Origin of the sequence: Mesorhizobium sp. ZC-5 (genome assembly GCF_025753855.1) — a bacterium.
Lineage (GTDB): Bacteria > Pseudomonadota > Alphaproteobacteria > Rhizobiales > Rhizobiaceae > Neomesorhizobium.
Genome location: NZ_JAOWPT010000003.1, coordinates 236,307 through 256,005 on the forward strand (window position 1 = coordinate 236,307; position 19,699 = coordinate 256,005).

Annotated in this window: 20 protein-coding genes; 7 read left to right on the top strand and 13 right to left on the bottom strand. The window is 61.8% G+C overall.

The genetic code is table 11. The annotated features are described in order from the left end of the window. Positions 1 to 4: 4 nt before the first annotated feature. The 4 genes from OHD58_RS09730 to lptF all read right to left on the bottom strand — a co-directional run bounded on the left by OHD58_RS09730 (position 5) and on the right by lptF (position 5,727). Entirely contained in the window at positions 5 to 931 is a 927-nt protein-coding gene (locus OHD58_RS09730) for a peptidylprolyl isomerase (RefSeq protein ID WP_263803021.1), read from the bottom strand. A gap of 85 nt (positions 932 to 1,016) precedes the next feature. After that, on the bottom strand, positions 1,017 to 3,374 hold the full coding sequence (locus OHD58_RS09735; RefSeq protein WP_412177201.1) for an LPS-assembly protein LptD: 2,358 nt from the start codon (positions 3,372 to 3,374) through the stop codon (positions 1,017 to 1,019). Between the two features lie 65 nt (positions 3,375 to 3,439). Continuing rightward, the gene (gene lptG / locus OHD58_RS09740; RefSeq protein WP_263803586.1) at positions 3,440 to 4,525 is read right to left on the bottom strand and encodes an LPS export ABC transporter permease LptG; all 1,086 of its coding nucleotides are present in this window, start codon (positions 4,523 to 4,525) and stop codon (positions 3,440 to 3,442) included. Continuing rightward, positions 4,522 to 5,727 (bottom strand): LPS export ABC transporter permease LptF, encoded by a 1,206-nt coding sequence (gene lptF / locus OHD58_RS09745; protein WP_263803022.1) that lies wholly within the window; start codon positions 5,725 to 5,727, stop codon positions 4,522 to 4,524. Before lptF ends, lptG begins: the two co-directional genes overlap by 4 nt. Positions 5,728 to 6,108: 381 nt before the next feature. On the opposite strand from lptF, the gene OHD58_RS09750 reads away from it, so the two are divergent. The 4 genes from OHD58_RS09750 to OHD58_RS09765 all read left to right on the top strand — a co-directional run bounded on the left by OHD58_RS09750 (position 6,109) and on the right by OHD58_RS09765 (position 9,415). Continuing rightward, entirely contained in the window at positions 6,109 to 7,602 is a 1,494-nt protein-coding gene (locus OHD58_RS09750) for a leucyl aminopeptidase (protein WP_263803023.1), read from the top strand. Positions 7,603 to 7,627: 25 nt separating this feature from the next. Further along, on the top strand, positions 7,628 to 8,077 hold the full coding sequence (locus tag OHD58_RS09755) for a DNA polymerase III subunit chi (RefSeq protein WP_263803024.1): 450 nt from the start codon (positions 7,628 to 7,630) through the stop codon (positions 8,075 to 8,077). A gap of 36 nt (positions 8,078 to 8,113) precedes the next feature. Continuing rightward, entirely contained in the window at positions 8,114 to 8,665 is a 552-nt protein-coding gene (locus OHD58_RS09760) for an AAA family ATPase (protein WP_263803025.1), read from the top strand. Positions 8,666 to 8,797: 132 nt separating this feature from the next. Then, positions 8,798 to 9,415, top strand: coding sequence for a hypothetical protein (locus OHD58_RS09765; RefSeq protein ID WP_263803026.1), 618 nt, complete (start codon positions 8,798 to 8,800; stop codon positions 9,413 to 9,415). 17 nt (positions 9,416 to 9,432) lie between these two features. Here the strand turns inward: OHD58_RS09765 and OHD58_RS09770 are convergent, their stop codons facing one another. The 4 genes from OHD58_RS09770 to OHD58_RS09785 all read right to left on the bottom strand — a co-directional run bounded on the left by OHD58_RS09770 (position 9,433) and on the right by OHD58_RS09785 (position 13,740). Further along, a complete protein-coding gene (locus tag OHD58_RS09770; protein WP_263803027.1) occupies positions 9,433 to 10,239 on the bottom strand; it encodes a crotonase/enoyl-CoA hydratase family protein in 807 nt (268 codons plus the stop codon). Continuing rightward, positions 10,236 to 12,113 (bottom strand): ABC-F family ATP-binding cassette domain-containing protein, encoded by a 1,878-nt coding sequence (locus tag OHD58_RS09775; protein ID WP_263803028.1) that lies wholly within the window; start codon positions 12,111 to 12,113, stop codon positions 10,236 to 10,238. Before OHD58_RS09775 ends, OHD58_RS09770 begins: the two co-directional genes overlap by 4 nt. A gap of 118 nt (positions 12,114 to 12,231) precedes the next feature. Beyond that, positions 12,232 to 13,038 carry a hypothetical protein gene (locus OHD58_RS09780; RefSeq protein WP_263803029.1) on the bottom strand — a complete coding sequence of 269 codons (807 nt, stop codon included), beginning with the start codon at positions 13,036 to 13,038 and terminating at the stop codon, positions 12,232 to 12,234. Between the two features lie 189 nt (positions 13,039 to 13,227). Beyond that, positions 13,228 to 13,740: a DinB family protein gene (locus OHD58_RS09785; RefSeq protein WP_263803030.1), complete on the bottom strand. Its 513-nt coding sequence runs from the start codon at positions 13,738 to 13,740 to the stop codon at positions 13,228 to 13,230. A 66-nt stretch (positions 13,741 to 13,806) separates the two neighbouring features. Between OHD58_RS09785 and OHD58_RS09790 the strand changes: the two genes are divergently transcribed. The 3 genes from OHD58_RS09790 (at position 13,807) to OHD58_RS09800 (ending at position 15,834) form a co-directional block, all read left to right on the top strand. Continuing rightward, positions 13,807 to 14,499 (top strand): glutathione S-transferase family protein, encoded by a 693-nt coding sequence (locus OHD58_RS09790; protein ID WP_263803031.1) that lies wholly within the window; start codon positions 13,807 to 13,809, stop codon positions 14,497 to 14,499. 120 nt (positions 14,500 to 14,619) lie between these two features. Beyond that, positions 14,620 to 15,042 carry a nucleoside-diphosphate kinase gene (gene ndk, locus OHD58_RS09795; RefSeq protein ID WP_263803032.1) on the top strand — a complete coding sequence of 141 codons (423 nt, stop codon included), beginning with the start codon at positions 14,620 to 14,622 and terminating at the stop codon, positions 15,040 to 15,042. A gap of 174 nt (positions 15,043 to 15,216) precedes the next feature. Continuing rightward, positions 15,217 to 15,834 carry a glutathione S-transferase family protein gene (locus OHD58_RS09800; RefSeq protein ID WP_263803033.1) on the top strand — a complete coding sequence of 206 codons (618 nt, stop codon included), beginning with the start codon at positions 15,217 to 15,219 and terminating at the stop codon, positions 15,832 to 15,834. A 101-nt stretch (positions 15,835 to 15,935) separates the two neighbouring features. Here the strand turns inward: OHD58_RS09800 and OHD58_RS09805 are convergent, their stop codons facing one another. The 5 genes from OHD58_RS09805 to pgsA form a co-directional block, all read right to left on the bottom strand. Beyond that, positions 15,936 to 17,699 (bottom strand): adenylate/guanylate cyclase domain-containing protein, encoded by a 1,764-nt coding sequence (locus tag OHD58_RS09805; protein WP_263803034.1) that lies wholly within the window; start codon positions 17,697 to 17,699, stop codon positions 15,936 to 15,938. A gap of 96 nt (positions 17,700 to 17,795) precedes the next feature. Beyond that, positions 17,796 to 18,287 (bottom strand): YbaY family lipoprotein, encoded by a 492-nt coding sequence (locus tag OHD58_RS09810; RefSeq protein ID WP_263803035.1) that lies wholly within the window; start codon positions 18,285 to 18,287, stop codon positions 17,796 to 17,798. Between the two features lie 71 nt (positions 18,288 to 18,358). Next, positions 18,359 to 18,832 carry a molybdenum cofactor biosynthesis protein MoaE gene (locus OHD58_RS09815; protein WP_263803036.1) on the bottom strand — a complete coding sequence of 158 codons (474 nt, stop codon included), beginning with the start codon at positions 18,830 to 18,832 and terminating at the stop codon, positions 18,359 to 18,361. Between the two features lie 4 nt (positions 18,833 to 18,836). Next, complete coding sequence (gene moaD, locus OHD58_RS09820) at positions 18,837 to 19,094, bottom strand: molybdopterin converting factor subunit 1 (RefSeq protein WP_263803037.1); 258 nt, start codon at positions 19,092 to 19,094, stop codon at positions 18,837 to 18,839. Continuing rightward, complete coding sequence (gene pgsA / locus OHD58_RS09825; protein ID WP_263803038.1) at positions 19,091 to 19,681, bottom strand: CDP-diacylglycerol--glycerol-3-phosphate 3-phosphatidyltransferase; 591 nt, start codon at positions 19,679 to 19,681, stop codon at positions 19,091 to 19,093. Before pgsA ends, moaD begins: the two co-directional genes overlap by 4 nt. Positions 19,682 to 19,699 lie beyond the last annotated feature (18 nt).

Below are 19,699 nucleotides of genomic sequence, written 5' to 3' on the forward strand. Positions count from 1 at the left end.
GCTCTTAACGCTCGACGATGCGGGCTTTTTTCCGCAGTTCTTCGGTGTAGGTCTTGCTGATCTGGTCAGCGTTCTGGTCGCCGCTCTTGTTCTCGCCGTTGAGCACCAACTGCGCAACGCGGTCGTCCGAGACTTCACGGGAACTGCAGATGCCGATGAACTCCAGGCCGCGCTCGGTCTGGCGGACCGGAGTTGCCGAACCCGCGCCGGCCTTCTTGATCGCATCCGCCCAATCCGAGGGCAGCTCCGGTGCGAGCTTGCGGCCGATGTCGCGCACCGTCACGTCAAGCAGGCCCTTGGCGAACTGCCGGGTCGTCTCACAGCTGTTGAAACGCGCCCGCATGGCTTCCGCTTCCTGCTTGCGCTTGCCCATCGAGCCTTTTTCGCCGGGCGGAACCACGAAGATCACCTGCTGCAGCATGTATTCGGTCGCCGAGGGCTTGGCGCCGCCCTGCTGCAGCATCTTGCGGACCGCCTCCTGCTCGGTCATCCGTCCGCCGCCGCCACGAGCACGCGCGCTAAGCGCCTGGTTCCAGCTCATCTGGGCGCGGATGAAGTCCTTGAAATGCTGTTTGGTGACGCCGGATTGCGCCATGATGCCATCGAGCTGCTTCAACTGCATCTTGTTGCCCTGCGCGAAGCGGGCATAGGCCTGGTCGACTTCCTGATCGGTAACGCGAATGTTGAGGCGCTTCACTTCCGCCATGCGCAACGCCTGATCGATCATCTGCTCCGATGCACTGCCCTTGCTGCGCTGCAGCTTGATGAAGGCGGCGCGCCGCTGAATGTCATAGCTGGTGATCGGAACGCCGTTGACGACGTATTTGATTTCGCTTGCGGATGCCGGGGCGGCATGGATCACCGGCAAGGCGGCGAACGCGACGAGCAAGGCAAAGCCCGTCGAAATCAGCTGTTTCCTGATCAGTTTCATTCCAACTATCCCCGAATTCCGCACGTCGATAGACGATTGTTCCATGCTCCGCTTATGCGGCGAAACCATGACCTCGGCTTTTCCGTCAATTTGAAGCGAACGTATTCGTGTTGGTGCCGAAATCGCCAAGCGTGCGGAACGAAATGTTAAATCCGATATTCTGCGACGCTTCTTCGGTGAAGCGATCACGCGTCTCCGAGAAAGTCATCATGTAGGAAAAACACTCGTCGTCGTAAGAGAAGCCGAGCGAATCGCGAACGATGACATTGGTTTCGAAGTCATACGTCCCCGACCCGAATACTCTCCAGTTTTCGTGTACGCGCGCCGAAGCGCCGAGCGTAACTTCCCGCCGGTCTTCCGGAAAACCGTAAAGCGGCTGCTCCTGGATGAAGGCATATTTCGCAGTCACCGAGAACCCTTTGGTCGCGTAGCCGACTTTCGCCTCTGCCCGTCTTATTTCGAAGGACTGTTCGTCGAAACGGCCGGCGACGGATGCCGACAATCCGCTCGGGCTCGTGAAACCGGCTAGTCCGACATAGTCCGATGTATCCGTTTCGAGGCCGGAGTAGGCGCCGACATTGACGAGATCCGGCTGAGCGAACGAGTTCTCGCCCGCGAGGTGATAGGATTGGCCAAACAGCGCGTTGGTCGCCCAGCCGTTGGCGTAGCTGCCGGAATAACGGAAACCGATATTGGCGCGGGTGCCGCCTTCAATGCGGTCGTAGCCGGAGAATTTGTCACGCTCGAACAGCGAACTGGCGTCGAAGACGAAGCTTTGGGCGTCTTCATTCGGGATGCCGAGTTCGCCGGCGTAACGTTCGTCCGGTCGAGCGAAGACCTGGGCCATCGGCTCAAGCACATGGCTTGAACTGGTGGACGAGAACAGCACCGGCCAGCGCAGTTCGAGGCCGGCGGTGGCCATGAAGCGGTTGTAGGCCGAACGGACATCAGCAGTGACGTCGCCGAACGTCGACCCGTCATGACTGTATTGCGCGCCACTCAGCCCGCCTGCCATATTGTTGATCGCCGTTAAGGATGCCGATGACATGTCGGCTTGTCCCACGTCGCCGCGCACGTCGAACATCGGCGTGATGACCAGGCCGCCGTCGGTGATGATCGATTTCTTCCATTCCGCCTCGGCGGTCAGGCGGCTGTTGGTTCCCTCGATGCCGCGCACGGCCGGAACCGCGGCGAGGGAATCCAGTTCGGAGCGATGGATGACACGCGCATTGACGTCGAAGTTGAGTTCACCGCCGAATACCGGCTCATCGGGTGTATAGGCATAGTCGAGTGTCGGCAGGACCCAGGGCTGCTTGTCGTTGCGTGCGGCACTCCTCCCATCGAAGTATTCTTCCTGGACCTGGAAGCGCATGGCGCGAAGATCGAAATAATTCCGGTCGTTCAGCCCGGTCAGATAGACCTGCGATTGCTGGACGTAGCTGGAAAACCCAGGAATTCCATAGGTGTAGGAAAAGTTCTTGTCCGACTGGACAAGGACGTCCCAGCCGAAGCTCCAGCGCGGGTTGATCGTGAAGTCGCCCTTGGAGCCGATCATGCCGCGGTTCTTATTGGGGTCGGCTTCGGTGCCGGAGTCGACATTACCCCATTGGAAACCGCCCGGATCCTTCTGCTGGATGCCGGCGATCCTGAGATTGTACTGGCCGTTGTTGAAGCGCTGCCGCCACTCGGCCATGCCGAGGAAACCCTGTTTGGTGTAGTAGCGGCCGTGCAGGGTCAGATCATAGGTCGGCGCCAGTGCGATATAGAACGGAATATTGAACCCGACGCCCAACTCCTTCTTGTAGGCGATGCCGGGCATCAAGAAGCCGGTCTTGCGCTTGACGGTCGGGTCGGGCACCTCAAGGGCAGGGAAGTAAGCGATCGGATACCCGAACAATTCGAAACGCGAATGCTCGAATCGAACCGTCTTCGCCTGGCCGTTCCAGATGATCTTCTTGGCCTTGATACGCCAGATCGGCGCCCTGTCGGGCTTTTCCTCACACGGTTCGCAGGCGGTATAGACGCCATTGTTGAACGTCGTGAGCACGCCGCGCTCGCGTTTGGCGCTCTCGGCGGCGAAATAGGTCTTGTCGACAGTCTCCACGCGCAGCGCGTTAACGAAGCCGTCGGCGAAATCGTCGGTGATGTCGATCTCGTCGGAAAAGATCTTGGTACCGGTGTTGTCGACGACGGCGACATTACCGCTGGCAATGAGGCGGCCGGAATTGCGTTCATACGTGACGCGCTCGGCCACCAGCTTGTTGCCGCCGTAGTCGATCTGAACGCCACCAACCGCCGTTACCGTGTTGGCATCGTTGTCGTAGACCAGCGTGTCGGCCTCGAGCAGCATCTGCGCGTTTTCGGGAATCGACGGGGCGGCGAGCTGGACGTCTTGCGAAAGGGCAGGTGCGGGCGCGAATACGCACGCAAAAACGCACGCCATCGCAGTCGCGCCGAACAGGCGCGCCAGACGAGCCGACGAGCGAATATTGGCCCGCGCCACCACCACTAACCGTCCTCCTTGTGGAGCAGGAACGTCACCCCAAAGAACATTGCCACGATTACCGGAAACCAAGCCGCGATAACCGGTGGCACGAATCCCGCAGTTCCAAATGCTTTGACCAGAACTGAAACGACATAAAGCAGAAACCCCGCGACGATGCCACCCAGAATCATCGTCGCGGACTGTCCCATGCGCGCAAATCTCATCGAAACCGTCGCCGCGATCAAGGTCATGGCGACCAGCAGCAGCGGCAGCGCGACAAGCGAATGAAATTGCATTGCGAACGCATTTGCCCTCAATCCAAACGAGCGCGCCACCTCGATCTTAGCCGGTAGTTCGAAAAAGGGAATGGTCTCCGGGCGTGCAAGCCGTTCCTGGACGATTTCCGGGCGCAGATTCGTCTTGATCCGGGTCGACGGGAGGGGCTTCTCGCTGCTGCCTCGGAACTCGGTGAGGTCGATCAATTCCCAATAGCCGTCGCGCAGGAAAGCGCGCTTGGCGTCGAGCCTTTCCACGATGTCGCCGGCTGCGTCAAACCGAAAGAACACGGTGTCGGCAAGTTCCAGCCCCTGGTTGAGAATTGCGCGCGCGCCGATGATGGTGTCGCCCTCGTCGGTCTTCTGGCGGATCCAGGGCGCGCTAAACGCGGAAACCGTGTTGGATTGGCCGGATCGCAGCGATGTCTCGAGATTTTCGGCCCGGGAAAAGCCATATGCCGCGATCGGATTGAGCAACCCTATCGTGGCAAGACCGAACAGCAGCGCACCGATGCAAGCCGGCAGAAGGAACTGCCAAGCCGAGATGCCGGCGGCGCGGGCAATGACCAGTTCATACCTGCGGTTGAGCGACACCAGGGTCGCCATTGCCGCGAAAAGACCGACGAACGGCACCACCTGTTGCATCACCATCGGCACGCGCAGTGCCGACACGGCGAGGGCGATCTGGATGGTGAAGCCGGGAAGGCCGGCGGCGCTGCTTGAGAATTCAGTGAAATCGATGATGAAGACCAGCGCGAAGATGCCGACGAAGAACCATAGCGTGATGGTCACGTAGCGGAAGAAGAAATAGCGGCCGAGCGTCCATCCCATCAGGCGCGTCCTCCCGCCGAGGGGGCCTTATGCCCGAGCAACCGGTGACGAATCATGATCAAGCGGTCGCCTATCCTTCGCACAAGCGTCATGACGCCTTCGGCCCAGGATATAGGCAGTTCCATTGTCCGCAGCGAATAGATGAACCAGATCGACACCGCCGCATAGGCAAGCGGCACGCCATAGACGGCTATGGCAAAGGCCGGCGTCGTCTGCGTTTCGTTGGCAACGAAGAAGCCCAGCCAGCGCGCAAAAAGCGCAATGCTCATGGCCGTCACCATCGGATGTATCCGGGCTTCCCGATGCGAACGTGCGTCGCCGGCGACGGCGAGCGCGATCAGTGCAAAGACCAGCGGATAGGTCCATTCCGACAGCCGCCTGTGCAACTCGGCGCGGAATTGCTGCGGCGCCTTGGCGTAGACGACATCTTTCGGATCGGGGTTCAGGAGGAAGCCGAGCGTACGGTCCTTCGCAAACAGATATACCTCCGAAGCGGCGGAAGAAAAGGCGGATAGATCAAAGGCATAAGAGTTGAACCTGATGACGGAAACTTCGCCGCCGACCGCCTTGCGATGGACTTCGCCGTTGCTCATCAGCAAGACATTCTTGCCGTCGCGCTCAACCACCGTACCGTCCTTGGCGTAGTAGACGAGGTCGATGTTCTTCTCACGCGAATCCGCGACGAAAATGCCTCCCATTCGCCCGTCCGGGCGTCGTTCGGCAATCTGTACGAACAGACCTTCGTCGACCTTGCGGAAACTGCCTTCCTGCACAACCGTCGACAGCAGATCGGCTCGGGCGCTCGATACGAGTTCGCGAGCCCGCTGACGCGCATAGGGATCGATGCCGTTGTCGACGGCGAAGGACAGGATGCTGGCGCCAAGCGCCAGAAGCAGGATCGGCCGGATGACGGTCATGCGTGAGCTTCCCGCCGCGCTGATGACCACCAGTTCCGAATCGGTGTTCATCATCGAGAGCGTCTGCGCCACCGCGATGCCGACCGCGAAGGGAATCACCACCGGGATTACGGATGGGAGGATGAGGGTGGCCAGTTCGAAGAAAGCCAGCGCCGACTGGCCGCTGGTGGTGACGAAATCGATGCGGGTGAGCACCTGCGTCGTCCAGACGATAGCCAGCGTCCAGAACAGGGCAGCCGCAAAGACCCCGAACGCTCGTCGCAGGATGTAGCGTTCGACGACTTTCATCAGCAACAAGGTTCCGCGATCACAAATGGTTATGCGCCGAAGTGACGCCAAAGGATAAACTTATCCGCCCGGCGAAGGGCGCACAACTGGTTCGCATCTATCAACCCGGCGCCGCGAGGTTCCGGTTCGGTAAAAGTCTCGTCAACATTGGCTAAAAAACGGCCAACAAACGAAGTTAACATTCCGTTCCATCACCCGATTGCGTCGCGTGGCGGGTTTGGCAGCGCCGCCGGATCGCCGCAAGTCACTTTTCGGAGAGTTGCGTAACGGTTGGCGAAGGCGGGCTGATTCTGCCTTGCCTGAGCTTAAAAGCCTTGCCATGGCGTCGAAAACGCCCAAGATCGCGCCCGGAATGAACCTCACCTTCCCGAAGGATTTTCGATGACCGTCCGACTCACGATCAATTTTGCCAAACTCGCCACCCCGAAGAAGGGGAGCGTTTTGGTTTTTTCGGCGGAGGACGGCGGATTGAGCGATGCCGCCAAGGCATGCGATCCAGGCAAGGTGCTCGAAAAGGCGTTCGCGATAACGGAATTTACCGCCAAGTCCGGCACTTCGGTGGAATTGATCGCACCCGACGGCACCGGCTTCGACCGGCTGGTCGTGCTTGGCGTGGGCAAGGCTTCAGCGCTCAACGAATATAGCTGGTTGAAGCTCGGTGGCACGGCTTTTGCGCAGATTCGCAAGCCGAACGACGTGTCGGTCGTGCTCGATGTCGATGGAGTTCAGATCAGCGGCAGCGATGCAGCCAACTTTGCAGCCGGCATCCTGCTGCGTGCCTACGCCTTCGACAAATACAAGACCAAGAAGGACGATGGCGACGTCAAGCCGGAGAAGAAGCCGGCGAAATTCACCATCCTTTGCGCCGAACCGGCCGCTGCGAAAAAGGCGTTTGCCGAGGTCGAGGGTGTGGTGAACGGTGTGCTGCTCGCCCGCGACCTGGTCAATGAACCGGCCAACATCCTTGGCCCGATCGAATTCGCCGCGCATGCCACGGATCTCGAGAAGCTCGGCGTCAAGGTCGAGATCTTCACCGAAAAGGAAATGAAGAAGCTCGGCATGGGCGCGCTGCTGGGTGTCGCGCAAGGTTCGCCGCGACCACCGCGCCTCGTCGTGATGTCGTGGAATGGCGGCAAGGCGAAGGAAAAGCCGATCGCCTTCATCGGCAAGGGCGTGGTGTTCGACACCGGCGGCAATTCCATCAAGCCGGCCGCCGGCATGGAGGACATGAAGGGGGACATGGGCGGCGCAGCAGCCGTTACCGGCCTGATGCATGCGCTAGCCGCGCGCAAGGCCAAGGCCAACGTCGTCGGCATCATCGGCTGCGTCGAAAACAGCGTTGACGGCAATGCGCAGCGACCGGGCGACATTGTCACTTCGATGTCGGGGCAGACGATCGAGGTGCTGAACACCGATGCCGAAGGCCGCCTCGTGCTTGCCGACGCGCTCTGGTACTGCAACGAGCGGTTCCAGCCGAAATTCATGGTCAACCTGGCAACGCTGACCGGCGCGATCATGGTGGCGCTCGGCCAGCACCATGCCGGTCTATTCTCCAACAACGACGAACTGTCGGAGCGGCTGATTTCCGCCGGGCTGGCGACGCAGGAACGCGTGTGGCGCATGCCGCTCGGCGCGGATTACGACAAGCTGATCGATTCCAAGAACGCCGACGTGAAGAACATCGGCGGTCGCTACGGCGGTGCCATCACCGCGGCGCAGTTCCTGCAGCGTTTCGTCAAGGAAACGCCGTGGGCGCATCTCGATATCGCCGGTACGGCGATGGGCTCGCCCACCAACGAGATCAACCAGTCCTGGGCCTCGGGTTTCGGTGTGCGGTTGCTCGACAGGCTGGTCCGCGACCACTACGAGGCGTGAGGTTCATCGCGCCGGAGCGACATCGATGGCCGAGGTGCTGTTTTATCATCTGACCGAATCGACGCTGGAGGACGCGCTGCCGGGCCTGCTGGAGCGCAGCCTGCAGCGCGGCTGGAAGGCTGTTGTCCAGACAGGTACCGAGGAGCGGCGCGATATGCTCGACGCGCATCTGTGGACCTTCCGCGACGATGCCTTTCTCGCCCATGCGACGGATCGCGAGGCATGGCCCGAGGAGCAGCCGGTGCTGCTGACGACGGAGCAGGGAAATCCGAACGCTGCGGAGATCCGCTTTCTGGTCGACGGTGCCGTGCCGCCGGAGATTTCCGCCTATGCCCGCGCGGTGTTCATGTTCGACGGCCATGACGCGGGCCAACTCGAAGGCGCGCGCCGCCACTGGAAAACCATGAAGGGCGCGGGCCACGAGGTGACCTACTGGCAGCAGACCCCGGACAAGCGCTGGGAACGCAAAGCCTGAAAAAGGGCTGTTGTGTTGTGATGATGGAAGCGCTGAATGCCGCCTGACCGGGATTTTCCACAAATCGTTGTCGTGACCGGCGGCATGGCCGCCGGCAAGTCAACCGTCGCCCAGGCGCTCGCCGAACGTTTGCCGAAAAGTGTTCACCTACGCGGCGACATCTTTCGCAAGATGGTCGTGGGAGGCCGCGAGGAGATGTCGCCCGATGCATCGCCGGAAGCCCTGCGGCAGCTCGAATTACGCTACGATCTGGCTTGCCATGTCGCATCCGAATATGCCGCCGCGGGTTTCCATGTCGTCTATCAGGATGTCATTCTGGGCGAATATCTTACCCGGGTCGTGAGGCGGCTGAAATCTCACGGTCCAGGCGTTGTGGTGCTTGATCCGTCGCCAGCAACCCTAGCGCGCCGGGATGCCGAACGGGCGAAGACGGGCTACGGCGCGTGGACCGCCGAGGCGATGCGCGACCTGCTCCATGCGGAGACGCCGAGAATCGGATTCTGGATCGACAGTTCCGGGCAGGCGGTCGGCGAGACCGTAGATGCGATTCTCGCCAATCCAGCAAGCCTTCGACAGCTGGATTTGTAGCAAGGCATCATCCGCCAAGGCAGCGAAACCAGCGCCGGGCGACATATCGGTGCGCGCTGTTGCCAGGATGGGATGGGCCGATTGGACAAGCGGCGGCGTTGCGTGGCAGAGAGGGCGGAACGAGGTTTTTCGATGCGGGTCCTGTTTTTCCTGATTTTCCTGGGCGGTCTCGCCGCAAGTGTCGGCTATCCTTGGATGACGAAAAATGTCGGCGGCCACGACATCGGCACCTGGCATGCCTATGACAACGTCAAGGGTTATCAGCCGATCGAGATCCCGCTGAAATCGAGCGATGCGCCGGTCGATGTCGAGATCGAGATCACGACCGAAGGCGTGCCCAATCTCAGGGGCAATGGCGCCGTGCTGACGCTGGTGGCCGATACTGGCGGCCGCACGGTACTTGCGCAGCCGGTCACCTTCGAAACGTCGAAGCCGCGTGACGTCAATCCGCAATTCGGCGAGAAGGTGTATCGCGACAGCGCCGGGACCATAGCCACCGTCGAGGATGCGACTTACAGGTTTGTCGTCGGGCCGGGCGATGCCGAGGGCGTCACGGTCAAATCGGCGGAACTGTTCCTGAGGACGCAAAGCATGGCGCTCGATGGCCGCGTCCAGCCTATCGGCTTCGCGCTGACGGCAATCGGTTTCATCGGCTTCGTGCTGGCGATGGCCAGACGGGGAGGCGGTACTCCTTCCAATCCGAACTCGCAGCCGCCACAGCGGCGCTGGGGACGGGGCGGAACGGGCTGAGGGCGGCTCCCCGCGCCTCAGATTTCGCCGAAATCTCCGGAGCGGCCCTTGCCGGAGGCGAAACGAGCAGCGCCGTCGGCACCCTCCGAGCGGAATGTCTCGGCGCTTTCCCACTCGTTGACCAGCGATTGCGCCGGGTCGAGTGACCATTGCTTCATGGCCGACATGCGGTCGGCGCGCATGCAGGCTTGTGGGAAGCGGGTGAGTTCGCGGGCAAGCTCCAGCGCTGTTTCCAGCGATGCTCCGTCGGCGCAGACCCTGGTTGCCAGTCCAATTGCGAGGCATTCGTCAGCCTCGACCTTGCGGCCGGTCAGGATCAGGTCCATGGCGCGGCCGTGGCCGACGATGCGCGGCAGCCGCACTGTACCGCCGTCGATCAGCGGCACGCCCCAGCGGCGGCAGTAGACGCCCATGTAGGCCGATTTTTCCATGACCCTGAGGTCGCACCACAGCGCCAGTTCCATGCCGCCGGCGACGGCCGGGCCGGAAATCGCCGCGATCACCGGCTTGGAAAGCATGAGCCGGGTGGGTCCCATCGGGCCCTTGCGCGGATATTTGATCGGATCGTCGAAACTGCCGTCGAGCTGGTGTTCGGCGAACCATTTGTCGTCACCGCCGCCCGCCGCCCATTTCAGGTCGAAGCCGGCGCTGAAGACGCCGGGAACCCCGGTCAGCACCGCGACCTTCCGCGTCTCGTCGCGTTCGAAGGCCATGAAGGCATTGAACAGTGCCAGCGCCATATCCGGATTGACCGCGTTGCGCGCCTCCGCGCGGTCGATGGTGACGATGGTGATCTCGCCGTCCTGCTCAACCCGGATCGTCATTCAGCCGTTCCTTCCTCGTATTCCGCCGACAGCGCCAGCCATTTTTCCTCGTGGCCGGCGAGCGTATTGGAAAGCTCGGAACGCTCCTTGGCAAGCCGCGTCGCGGTCGACGGGTCCTTTTCATAGAGCGCCGGGTTGGCGAGTTCGTCCTCGATGTTGTCGATGCGCTTGCGGATGCGATCCATCAGCGCCTCAGTCGCGCGGATTTCCTTGGCGACAGGCTCCAACGCAGCGCGACGCTGCGCGGCCTCGCGGCGGCGGTCCGCCTTAGACGCCCTGTCCTGTTCGCGGCGCTGCCGCCGGTCGCCGGCGTCGCCGGTGATCTCCCGGCGGTATTCGGCGAGGTCGTTTTCGTAGGATTTCACCGACCCGTCCTTGACCAGCCAGAGGCGGTCGACGGTCGCCTCGATCAGGTGCGGATCATGCGAGATCAGCAGAACGGCGCCGGAATAGTCGTTCAGCGCATGCACCAGCGCTTCGCGGGAATCGATGTCGAGGTGATTGGTCGGTTCGTCGAGGATCAACAGGTTCGGCCCGTCGAAGGCGGCAAGCCCCATCAGCAGGCGCGCCTTCTCGCCGCCGGAAAGATCCTTCGCTGGCGTCATCATCTTTTCCGTCGCAAGGCCCATCTGCGCGACGCGCGCCCGCACCTTGGCTTCCGGCGCACCCTGCATGAGCAGACGCACATGCTCGATGGCGTTTTCTTCCGGGCGCAGGTCGTCGAGCTGGTGCTGGGCGAAGATCGCCACCTTCAAGCCTGGTGCGATTGTCATTGAGCCGGTATCGGCTTTCAGCCGGCCGGCCAGCAGCTTGGCGAAGGTCGACTTGCCATTGCCGTTGGCGCCGAGCAGGGCGATGCGGTCGTCCTCGTCGATGCGTAGCGTCAGCTGCTTCAGGATGGGCTTGCCCGGTTCGTAGCCGGTCGAAACGCCGTTCATGGCGATTATCGGTGAGGCGACGGTTTTCACCGGTTCGGGAAAATTGAACGGCTTCACGGTGTCGTTCATGATCGCCGCGATCGGCTTCATCTTCTCCAGCGCCTTCAGGCGCGACTGCGCCTGTCTGGCCTTGGAGGCCTTGGCGCGGAAACGTTCGACGAAGGATTCCATGTGCTTGCGCGCCGCGTCTTGCTTGATGCGGCTCTTTTCCTGCAGGATCTGCTGTTCCTCGCGCTGCCGGTCGAACTGGTCGTAGCCACCGCGCCAGAGGGTGAGCTTCTGCTGGTCGAGATGCACGATCGACGAGACGGCCCGGTTGAGCAGGTCGCGGTCGTGCGAGATCAGCAGCACGGTGTGCGGATATTTTCCGACGTAATTTTCAAGCCACAGCGTGCCTTCGAGGTCGAGGTAGTTGGTCGGCTCGTCGAGCAGCAGCAGGTCGGGCTCGGCAAACAGCACCGAGGCGAGTGCCACCCGCATGCGCCAGCCGCCCGAAAATGACGAGGCGGGCCGCTTCTGGGCATCTGCATCGAAACCGAGGCCGGCCAGGATGGTCGCGGCGCGCGCTTCCGCCGAATGGGCGTCGATGTCGGCGAGCCGCATGTGGATTTCGGCGATGCGGTGCGCGTCGGTCGCCGTCTTTTCCTCCTCCAGCAAGGCGGCACGCTCGACATCGGCCTTCAGCACGATGTCGATCAGCGGCTCTTCCGTCCCCGGAGCTTCCTGCGCGACCTGACCGATCCGCGTGTTCTTGGGCATCGAGATTGAGCCGGTCTCGGTGGCGAGATCGCCGGTGATCGCCTTGAACAGCGTCGTCTTGCCCGTACCGTTGCGGCCGACCAGACCTGCCTTCGACCCCGCAGGCAGCGTCAGCGACGCGTGATCGATCAGAAGCCGTCCGGCGATGCGAAGCGAGATGTCGTTGAGGATAAGCATGGCGGGGCGCTTTTGCACTCTCCGCCGGCTGATCGCAAGGGCTGCCCGAAACAAGCTTGGTGCTGCGAGGCAGAAGGCCCGCATCGTCGCGGGCCTTCCAATCTTGGTTGAAACGTTGTCAGCGGCCCAGCGCCATGCACAGTTCCACGAGTCCGCGGTCGTAACCGCCGGAATTGGCCATGACATCGAGGCAGCGCTTCTTCATCAAGACGACCTTGCTGCTCGAAAGGCCTGCGATGTTCACACCTGGGCGCCGGGGGCCGGGACGGCCCGGGATACCTGGGTTGTTCGGATTGCCGGCGATTGGACCGCCGGGCCTTCCGGGCGCACCGGGGACGCCAGGAGCGCCAGGAGCACCAGGCGTGCCAGGGCCGGGATTGCCGGGATCGAGCGGGCTGCCGCCTATGCCGATGCCAACGCCGACACTTGCAAGACCTCTGCCACCGACATTAGCCGATACATCGGCATTGACGCCGTTTGTGCCGCCGATGGACGCGGTCGTTTTGGAATCGACGAGACCCTTGCTACCGGCCACCGAGTTGTTGCTCTTGGCGGCGATGCCGTTGGCACCGCCGACGGTCGCATCGGCATCGACGCTGGCGAGGCCCTTGCTGGTGTCGATACCGGCGCCGACGTCTGCATTGACACCTCTGGCGCCGCCGACGTTGGCGCTTACGCCCAGCGGGCCGTTCTTGCTTGGGCCGACACTGATGCCGTTGGCACCGCCGACATTGAGGCCGCCGCCGTTGCCGCCGAGGCCGAGCCCACCGACAGCGTCGCCGACCGTATCGCCGACGCCGCCCAGCGCGCCGCCAAGACCGCCGCTACCGCCGCCCAGGCTCTGCGCCGACGCCGGCAAGCAAAGCGCCAGAATGATAGCACCACTCGCCAGGGTATCGGCGAAACGCTTTAAATTCGTTGCCATTACACTTCTTCCTGTGGTTGCGAAACGCAGCCGGTCGGGCCGGTTGCATTCGTAGCAACGAAGGAGTGTAATGCAAGTTTCAAGCAGAGGAGATTGTCATTTATATAGAATAACCAGATGTCGCAGAATTATATTAAAAGTATCATAAATCGCTTTCTGAAATACGGACAGAGATCAAAAGGGTAAGCATTACGCAAACGCCCTTCCTTCTTCGGTACGCTGAAAAGCGATCAGGTCGAGCTGTACGGATTGTCTTCCCAGCGACGTCAGTATCATGTGAGCCTGGCCCCGATGATGGGTCTGGTGATTGAAGAGATGATCGAGCGCCGGCGCCAGGCGCTGCGAAATGGTGCGCATGTCCGAGACGGTCATGTAGGTGAAGCGGCCGCCGAACTCCTTGTCGCCGAGCGATCCGACCCATTTCAGGATACGCTTGTCCTCCGCTTCCCGCGCCGCGCGCAGTTTCGCGAAATCGGCCTGGATGATGGTGTCGAGCGTCGCCGGGGCCTCGCCTTCGCCGGTGAAGCGCTTCATCCAGACGCGGTCGGCGACGAGGGTGTGGTTGAGGGTGCCCATCATCGACTTGAAGAAGGCGCCGGTATCGCGGCCGAACTCTTCCACCGAAAGTTCCGCGGTTTCATCATAGACGCGTCCATTGGCCCATTGGTTGTAGGCCGCGAACATCATGAAGTGTTTTTTCATTGATTTTATCTTTGCGAAGCGAAACAGAATTCCCGCGTTACCAGACGTGCCGCGAAAGGGAAGTCAATGACCATTCTGCTCTATGATCTTGTCGGCAGCGATGCCGGCCGCCCGTATAGCCCGCATTGCTGGAAGGCAACGATGGCACTCGCCCACAAGGGCCTCGATTTCAAGAGCGTGCCGACGCGATTCCTGGACGTTCCGGAGGTCGAGAACGGCGCATCGAAACTTGTGCCGGTGATCCGCGACGGCGATGCCGTGGTGTCGGATTCCTTCGCCATCGCGCTCTATCTCGAAAAAACCTATCCGGATCGCCCGACGCTGTTCGGCGGGCCGGGCGGCGAGGCGATGGCCCGTTTCGTCGAACGCTGGTCGCAGGCCACATTGCATCCCTATCTCGGTGCCGCCGCGCTGATGGACATCTACGAGCGGCAGAGTGACGACAACAAGACATACTTCCGCAACAGCCGCGAGGCGCGTTTCGGCAAGAGCCTGGAAGAGGTGGCGTCGAACCGCGATGCGGGCCTGGCCGCGTTCCGTGCTTCGCTGGAGCCCTTGCGCAGCACGCTGACCTACCAGAAATGGATCGGCGGCGAGGGGCCATTGTTCTGTGACTACATCGTCTTTGGCGCATTGCAGTGGGTGCGGGTGATGTCGCCCTTTCAGGTGATCGCCGATGGCGATCTCGTGCAGGAATGGTTCGGCCGCTGCCTCGATCTGCACGGCAGCCTGGGTCGGCGTGTTCCCGCGGCCGCCTGACCGGTTCCGGAGGTTTGGCCGGTCCGGCGCAAAAGTCGCGCCGGACCGGGTTCCGTTCCGGCGGAAATTGCTCTAAAGAGCCCGCCACCTTCCGAAATCACTTATCCCAAAGGACCGACCATGGCGATTGAACGCACCTTTTCGATGATCAAGCCGGACGCAACCAAGCGCAACCTGACGGGCGCCATCACCAAGATGCTCGAGGATGCCGGCTTGCGCGTCGTCGCATCGCGCCGCGTCTGGATGAGCCTGCGCGAAGCCCAGGGCTTCTATGCCGTCCACAAGGACCGCCCCTTCTTTGCCGAACTGACCGAGTTCATGTCGTCGGGCCCGACCGTCGTCCAGGTTCTCGAAGGCGAGAACGCCATCGCCAAGAACCGCGAAGTGATGGGCGCCACCAACCCCGCCAACGCCGCCGAAGGCACCATCCGCAAGGTGCATGCGCTGTCGATCGGCGAGAACTCGGTGCATGGCTCGGACGCGCCGGAAACCGCTGCCGAGGAAATCGCCTACTGGTTCTCGGGCACCGAAGTCGTCGGCTGAATCAATTTACGAGCTTCGTTTCGCAGATCGCTGATCTGATTCATGAAAGCCGGGGCGAAAGCTCCGGCTTTTTGTTGGCGGGAGATGGCTGGATCGGGTGCTTTGGGCTCGCTGGTCTCATGCGTGCCAGCGTGCCACCGACCATATAGCCGTCACGCGGCATGGATGGTCCCGATGAAACTTTTCTACCAGACGCATTCGCCTTACGCCCGCAAGGTGCTGGTCGCGGCGCATGAAACCGGGCTCGCCGGACAGCTGGAAGTCATCCACCACGAGACCAGTCCGACCAGGCCGAATGACGACGTCATCGCGCTCAACCCGCTCGGCAAGGTGCCCGTGCTGATCCGTGACGATGGCGTCGCGATCTTCGATTCCAGCGTGATCTGCGAATTCCTCGACGGACTCCATGCAGGGCGCAAGCTGATCCCGGTAGATGGCGAGGCACGCTGGCAGGCCTTGCGGCTGCAGGCGCTGGCGCAGGGCATTGCCGATTCAGGGATCGCAGTGCGTTGGGAGGCCGTGCGGCGGCCCGAAGAGGTACGCTGGCCGACGATGCGTGACGCGCAATTGCAGAAGATCGCCGCGGCCTGCGATTTCATCGAGCAGGAAGCCGAACTGGAAGGAGTGCCGACCATCGGCGAGATCGCGGTGGCGACGACGCTGAGCTGGATCGAATTTCGCGACGTCTACGATTTTGCGGCGGAACGGCCTCGGCTGGCGGCGTGGTACAAAAGCTTTTCGCAGCGGCCGTCGATGCTGGCGACGATGCTTGAAGGCGACACGCACGACTAAAGCGCGTCGCGCCGAATGGGATTCGGTGGCCGCGCTTCAGATTCTTTGATTTGATACATCTCGTTATCCCGAAATCGAGGACACCTCTCGGGCGACATGCATTAAGCCGCCGGCTGTAGCCCGTTGCCCAAGCCCGCTTTCAGCAGTCCGTCGCGGACGTGCTGGACATCGGAGTCGCGCGTGAAGTGGAGCGTCCCAAGAAATGCGTCGAGGTCGAATCCTGGCTCCAATGCTCTGACCCTGGCTGCGTGCGCCGAGGCCGCGATTTCATCTCCGAGCCAGCCGTAGGAGGCGGCAACGAAGGCGTGCTGGACATGGTCCATCACCGACAGATGCATGAACGCTTCAATCGCCTCGCCATACTGATGCGCGGCAAAATGGGCCTTCCCAAGGTGACTCCAGAATCTCTCCGGATGGTGTGGGTTGAGCCGCATTGCCTTGCGGATCCATTCGGTTCCTTCTTCCGGGCGCCCCAACCATGTTAGCAACTCGCCTTGCTGCACAACGACAAGGTCGTAATTGGGATTTAGCGCTAAGGCCCGCTCCTGGTGATAACGCGCCGTGGTGAGGGCGTTGCTGTTCACATTCACCGCGGCGAGGATGCGATGGACATCGGCATCGTTGTCATCCAGGGCCAACGCCTTGTCCAACTCGGCCCCGATTTCGTTCCAGACAGTATCCTTGTCTTCGCACCAGTCATGAACCCAGGCCTGGCCGAGAATGCAGGCGCGCCAGGCATGGGCATGGGCATAGTCGGGGTCGAGCGCGACAGCCCGGTCTATCAAGGCCCGTGCCTGTTCGTTGTCAGGAAGCGTGCTTCGGTGGTGGAGCACCTTGGCGGTAAGTACGCATTCATAAGCCGCCATGCTTGCCGGCTTCTTCCGCGCCAGTTGGTCCCGCTGGGCGGCTTCCAGGCGACCGGGCAGCGTGGCCGCGATGGCGGCCGTCACCTCGTCCTGGATTGCGAATATGTCGTCGAGCTTCCGGTCATATCGGTCGGCCCAGATGTGGGTGTCGTTCGTTGTGTCGATGAGCTGCGCCGTCACGCGGACCCGGTCGCCCACCTTCCGGACGCTTCCCTCCACCAGATATTGCGCCCCGAGCTTTTCAGCCACCTCCCGCACGTTCACCGCGCGATTCTTGTAGATGAAGCTGGAGTTGCGTGAAATCACGAACAATTCGTGATGGCGCGACAATTCGGTGATGATGTCTTCGGTCAGGCCGTCTGCGAAGAACTCTTGCTCCGGATCGCCGCTCATATTGTCGAACGGCAGCACCAGTATCGACGGTTTCGAAACTGGCCGCGCCTCCTGCGGACGATGTTTTGCTTGCTGAAATGGTTGAGAGGACCCGTCAAGTGTGACGCGATAGAGATGAACCGGACGACTGATATTCTTCAGGCTCTTCTCGCCAAGGTCGTCGAGGACGATATCGAGGCGGTCGACGATCTGCGTCGCGACTGCTGCGGTCAAGCAAATGCCGCCGATATCCGCAAGCTGCTCGATGCGGGATGCAATATTGACTCCGTCACCGAAGATGTCGTCGTTGTCGAAAATGATATCGCCGAGGTTTATGCCGATCCGGAATTCTATGCGCCGCTCCTTCGGCACGTCGGAATTGCGTCGCTTCATGCGTTCCTGGATTTCCACGGCGCATCTGACCGCGTCGGTGACGCTCTGGAACTCGACGAGCATCCCGTCGCCGGTGGTCTTGATCACCCGGCCGTTGTTTTTGGCGATGGCCGGGTCGACCAGTTCGATGCGATGGGTTCGCAGACGAGCAAGCGTGCCGGTTTCATCGGCTTCCATAAGCCGGCTGTAGCCAGCCATGTCGGCCGCCAGAACCGCGGCTAGTCTGTGTTCCATGACGCTTTTGCCCCGATGGAGAGTATTCCTCGGCGGCAGCCAAATCCAGCAATTTCGGGTGGAAACCGAGCCGGTCGGAGCCAGACCCGAGGTCGGTTACGCGTTGCCGGTTTGCCTTCCGCTCGCCAGCCAGGCGGTATCGAACGGCGCGTTGTCCAAAGGCACCCGCGACTTCTGCACCATCTTGAGCAGCAGCGTGTGCTTTCCGTCGCCGGCGGTGGGGTCAAAGGTGTTGCGCGTATCGGTGATGAACCAGAGTGTGTCGCCGACGCTGATACGCGCCTGCAGCGCGTAGGTCCTGCCCGATTTGAGCTCGGCGTCGTCGAAGGAGAGGCTGAACGGGACCGGAACTTGTCCGGCGGGCTTGATGGTCTGCTCCGCGATGATCCTGGCGGGTGCATCGGCCAGCGAGACATCCGCCAATTGCACCACCACCACAGCGTCCGGCGGCATCGCGATGCGCTCGCGGTAAAGCACTTCGCCTTCGATCGTTCTCTGGGCCGCCAGCGCGTTTGCCGGCATCGCCGCAAGTCCGAGCAGCAGCGGCGCCACGCCAAAAAGGAAAAGTTCGGCAAATCTGCTGATCATCGGTCCACCTCGTCCGTTCGGCGCGTTCTGCCAAGGAATCAGGTGATTGCGGTGGTTCCGTGACAACAAGATCAGGAAGGTTTCCAGCGCCTTGCCGCGACCTCGTCGGTTTCCTTCGCATCGACCCAGTCGCCGGCGGAGCCGTCGGCATGATGCTCCTTCTTCCAGAACGGGGCGCGCGACTTGAGATAATCCATCAGGAAATCAGCGGCTTCGAAGGCGGCCTGCCGGTGCGAGGAGGCGGCGACCACAAGGACGATGTTTTCGCCGGGTTTTATGCGGCCGTGGCGATGGATGGCAGTGAGCCCAGTGAGCGGCCAGCGCTGCATCGCCTCCGTTGCGATGCGGGTGATCTCCGCCTCTGCCATGCCGGGATAGTGCTCGAGTTCGAGTGCCGCCAGGGCGCCGGCTTCGTCGCGGCAAAGCCCCGAGAAGGTGACGATCGCGCCGACGTCGCCGCGGCCCTGCGCCAGCCTGGCGATTTCGGCGGTGACGTCGAAATCCTCGGCCTGGATGCGCACGGTCGGCACCGCTTGCGCGGTCATCGGCTCAGCCTCCGGTCATCGGCGGGAACAGCGCGATTTCGTTCGCCCCGGCAAGGCTCTCGCGATGGTCGACATGTTCCTGGTTGATAGCGACGCGGATGACGTCCGGATATTGCAGCGCGTGCTCGTATTCCTCGCCGCGCGACCTCAGCCAGCGCAAGAGATCGGCTACGGTTTTCACGTCTGCGGGAAGCGCCACGTCTTCTTCAGGCTTGCCGATACGCTCGCGGACCCAGGCGAAATAGATGAGCTTCATCGTCATTCGTCCATGATGTGCTTGGCGCCGGCGCGGAAATAGTCATAGCCGGTGTAGAGCGTCACCAGCGCGGCGATCCACAACAGCGCGATCCCGGTCTCCGTGGCATAGGAGATGATCTTGTCGAGTGCGGGGCCGGCGAGCAGCACGGCGATCGCCACCATCTGGATGGCCGTCTTCCACTTGGCCAACTGCGTCACCGGCACGCTGACCTTTAGCGCGGCGAGGTATTCGCGCAGGCCCGAGACCAGGATCTCGCGGCAAAGGATGATGATCGCTGCCCACAGCGACCAGCCGGCGATGGTGCGGTCGGTGTCGGCGGCAAGCAGCAACAGGCAGGTTGCGACCAGCAGCTTGTCGGCGATCGGATCGAGCATGCGGCCGATGTTCGAGGTTTGCTGCCAGGCCCGCGCCAGATAGCCGTCGAGATAGTCGGTAATGCTGGCCACGACAAAAATCACCAGCGCCGACCAGCGCGCGAAATCGCTCGACTGCAGCCGGCCTTCGAGGAAAAAGCACAGCACCACCAGCGGGACGGCAAGAATGCGGCCGTAGGTGAGCATGTTGGGGAGGTTGAAGGCGCGTTTTGCCATGGATGCCTGCTGCTTTCC

Bases quoted from the DNA above. Each gene is read 5' to 3' on its own strand.
- OHD58_RS09730 (WP_263803021.1), bottom strand. From the start codon at position 931: ATGAAACTGATCAGGAAACAGCTGATTTCGACGGGCTTTGCCTTGCTC.
- OHD58_RS09735 (WP_412177201.1), bottom strand. From the start codon at position 3,374: ATGGCGTGCGTTTTTGCGTGCGTATTCGCGCCCGCACCTGCCCTTTCG.
- lptF (WP_263803022.1), bottom strand. From the start codon at position 5,727: ATGAAAGTCGTCGAACGCTACATCCTGCGACGAGCGTTCGGGGTCTTT.
- OHD58_RS09750 (WP_263803023.1), top strand. From the start codon at position 6,109: ATGACCGTCCGACTCACGATCAATTTTGCCAAACTCGCCACCCCGAAG.
- OHD58_RS09755 (WP_263803024.1), top strand. From the start codon at position 7,628: ATGGCCGAGGTGCTGTTTTATCATCTGACCGAATCGACGCTGGAGGAC.
- OHD58_RS09760 (WP_263803025.1), top strand. From the start codon at position 8,114: ATGCCGCCTGACCGGGATTTTCCACAAATCGTTGTCGTGACCGGCGGC.
- OHD58_RS09765 (WP_263803026.1), top strand. From the start codon at position 8,798: ATGCGGGTCCTGTTTTTCCTGATTTTCCTGGGCGGTCTCGCCGCAAGT.
- OHD58_RS09770 (WP_263803027.1), bottom strand. From the start codon at position 10,239: ATGACGATCCGGGTTGAGCAGGACGGCGAGATCACCATCGTCACCATC.
- OHD58_RS09775 (WP_263803028.1), bottom strand. From the start codon at position 12,113: ATGCTTATCCTCAACGACATCTCGCTTCGCATCGCCGGACGGCTTCTG.
- OHD58_RS09780 (WP_263803029.1), bottom strand. From the start codon at position 13,038: ATGGCAACGAATTTAAAGCGTTTCGCCGATACCCTGGCGAGTGGTGCT.
- OHD58_RS09785 (WP_263803030.1), bottom strand. From the start codon at position 13,740: ATGAAAAAACACTTCATGATGTTCGCGGCCTACAACCAATGGGCCAAT.
- OHD58_RS09790 (WP_263803031.1), top strand. From the start codon at position 13,807: ATGACCATTCTGCTCTATGATCTTGTCGGCAGCGATGCCGGCCGCCCG.
- ndk (WP_263803032.1), top strand. From the start codon at position 14,620: ATGGCGATTGAACGCACCTTTTCGATGATCAAGCCGGACGCAACCAAG.
- OHD58_RS09800 (WP_263803033.1), top strand. From the start codon at position 15,217: ATGAAACTTTTCTACCAGACGCATTCGCCTTACGCCCGCAAGGTGCTG.
- OHD58_RS09805 (WP_263803034.1), bottom strand. From the start codon at position 17,699: ATGGAACACAGACTAGCCGCGGTTCTGGCGGCCGACATGGCTGGCTAC.
- OHD58_RS09810 (WP_263803035.1), bottom strand. From the start codon at position 18,287: ATGATCAGCAGATTTGCCGAACTTTTCCTTTTTGGCGTGGCGCCGCTG.
- OHD58_RS09815 (WP_263803036.1), bottom strand. From the start codon at position 18,832: ATGACCGCGCAAGCGGTGCCGACCGTGCGCATCCAGGCCGAGGATTTC.
- moaD (WP_263803037.1), bottom strand. From the start codon at position 19,094: ATGACGATGAAGCTCATCTATTTCGCCTGGGTCCGCGAGCGTATCGGC.
- pgsA (WP_263803038.1), bottom strand. From the start codon at position 19,681: ATGGCAAAACGCGCCTTCAACCTCCCCAACATGCTCACCTACGGCCGC.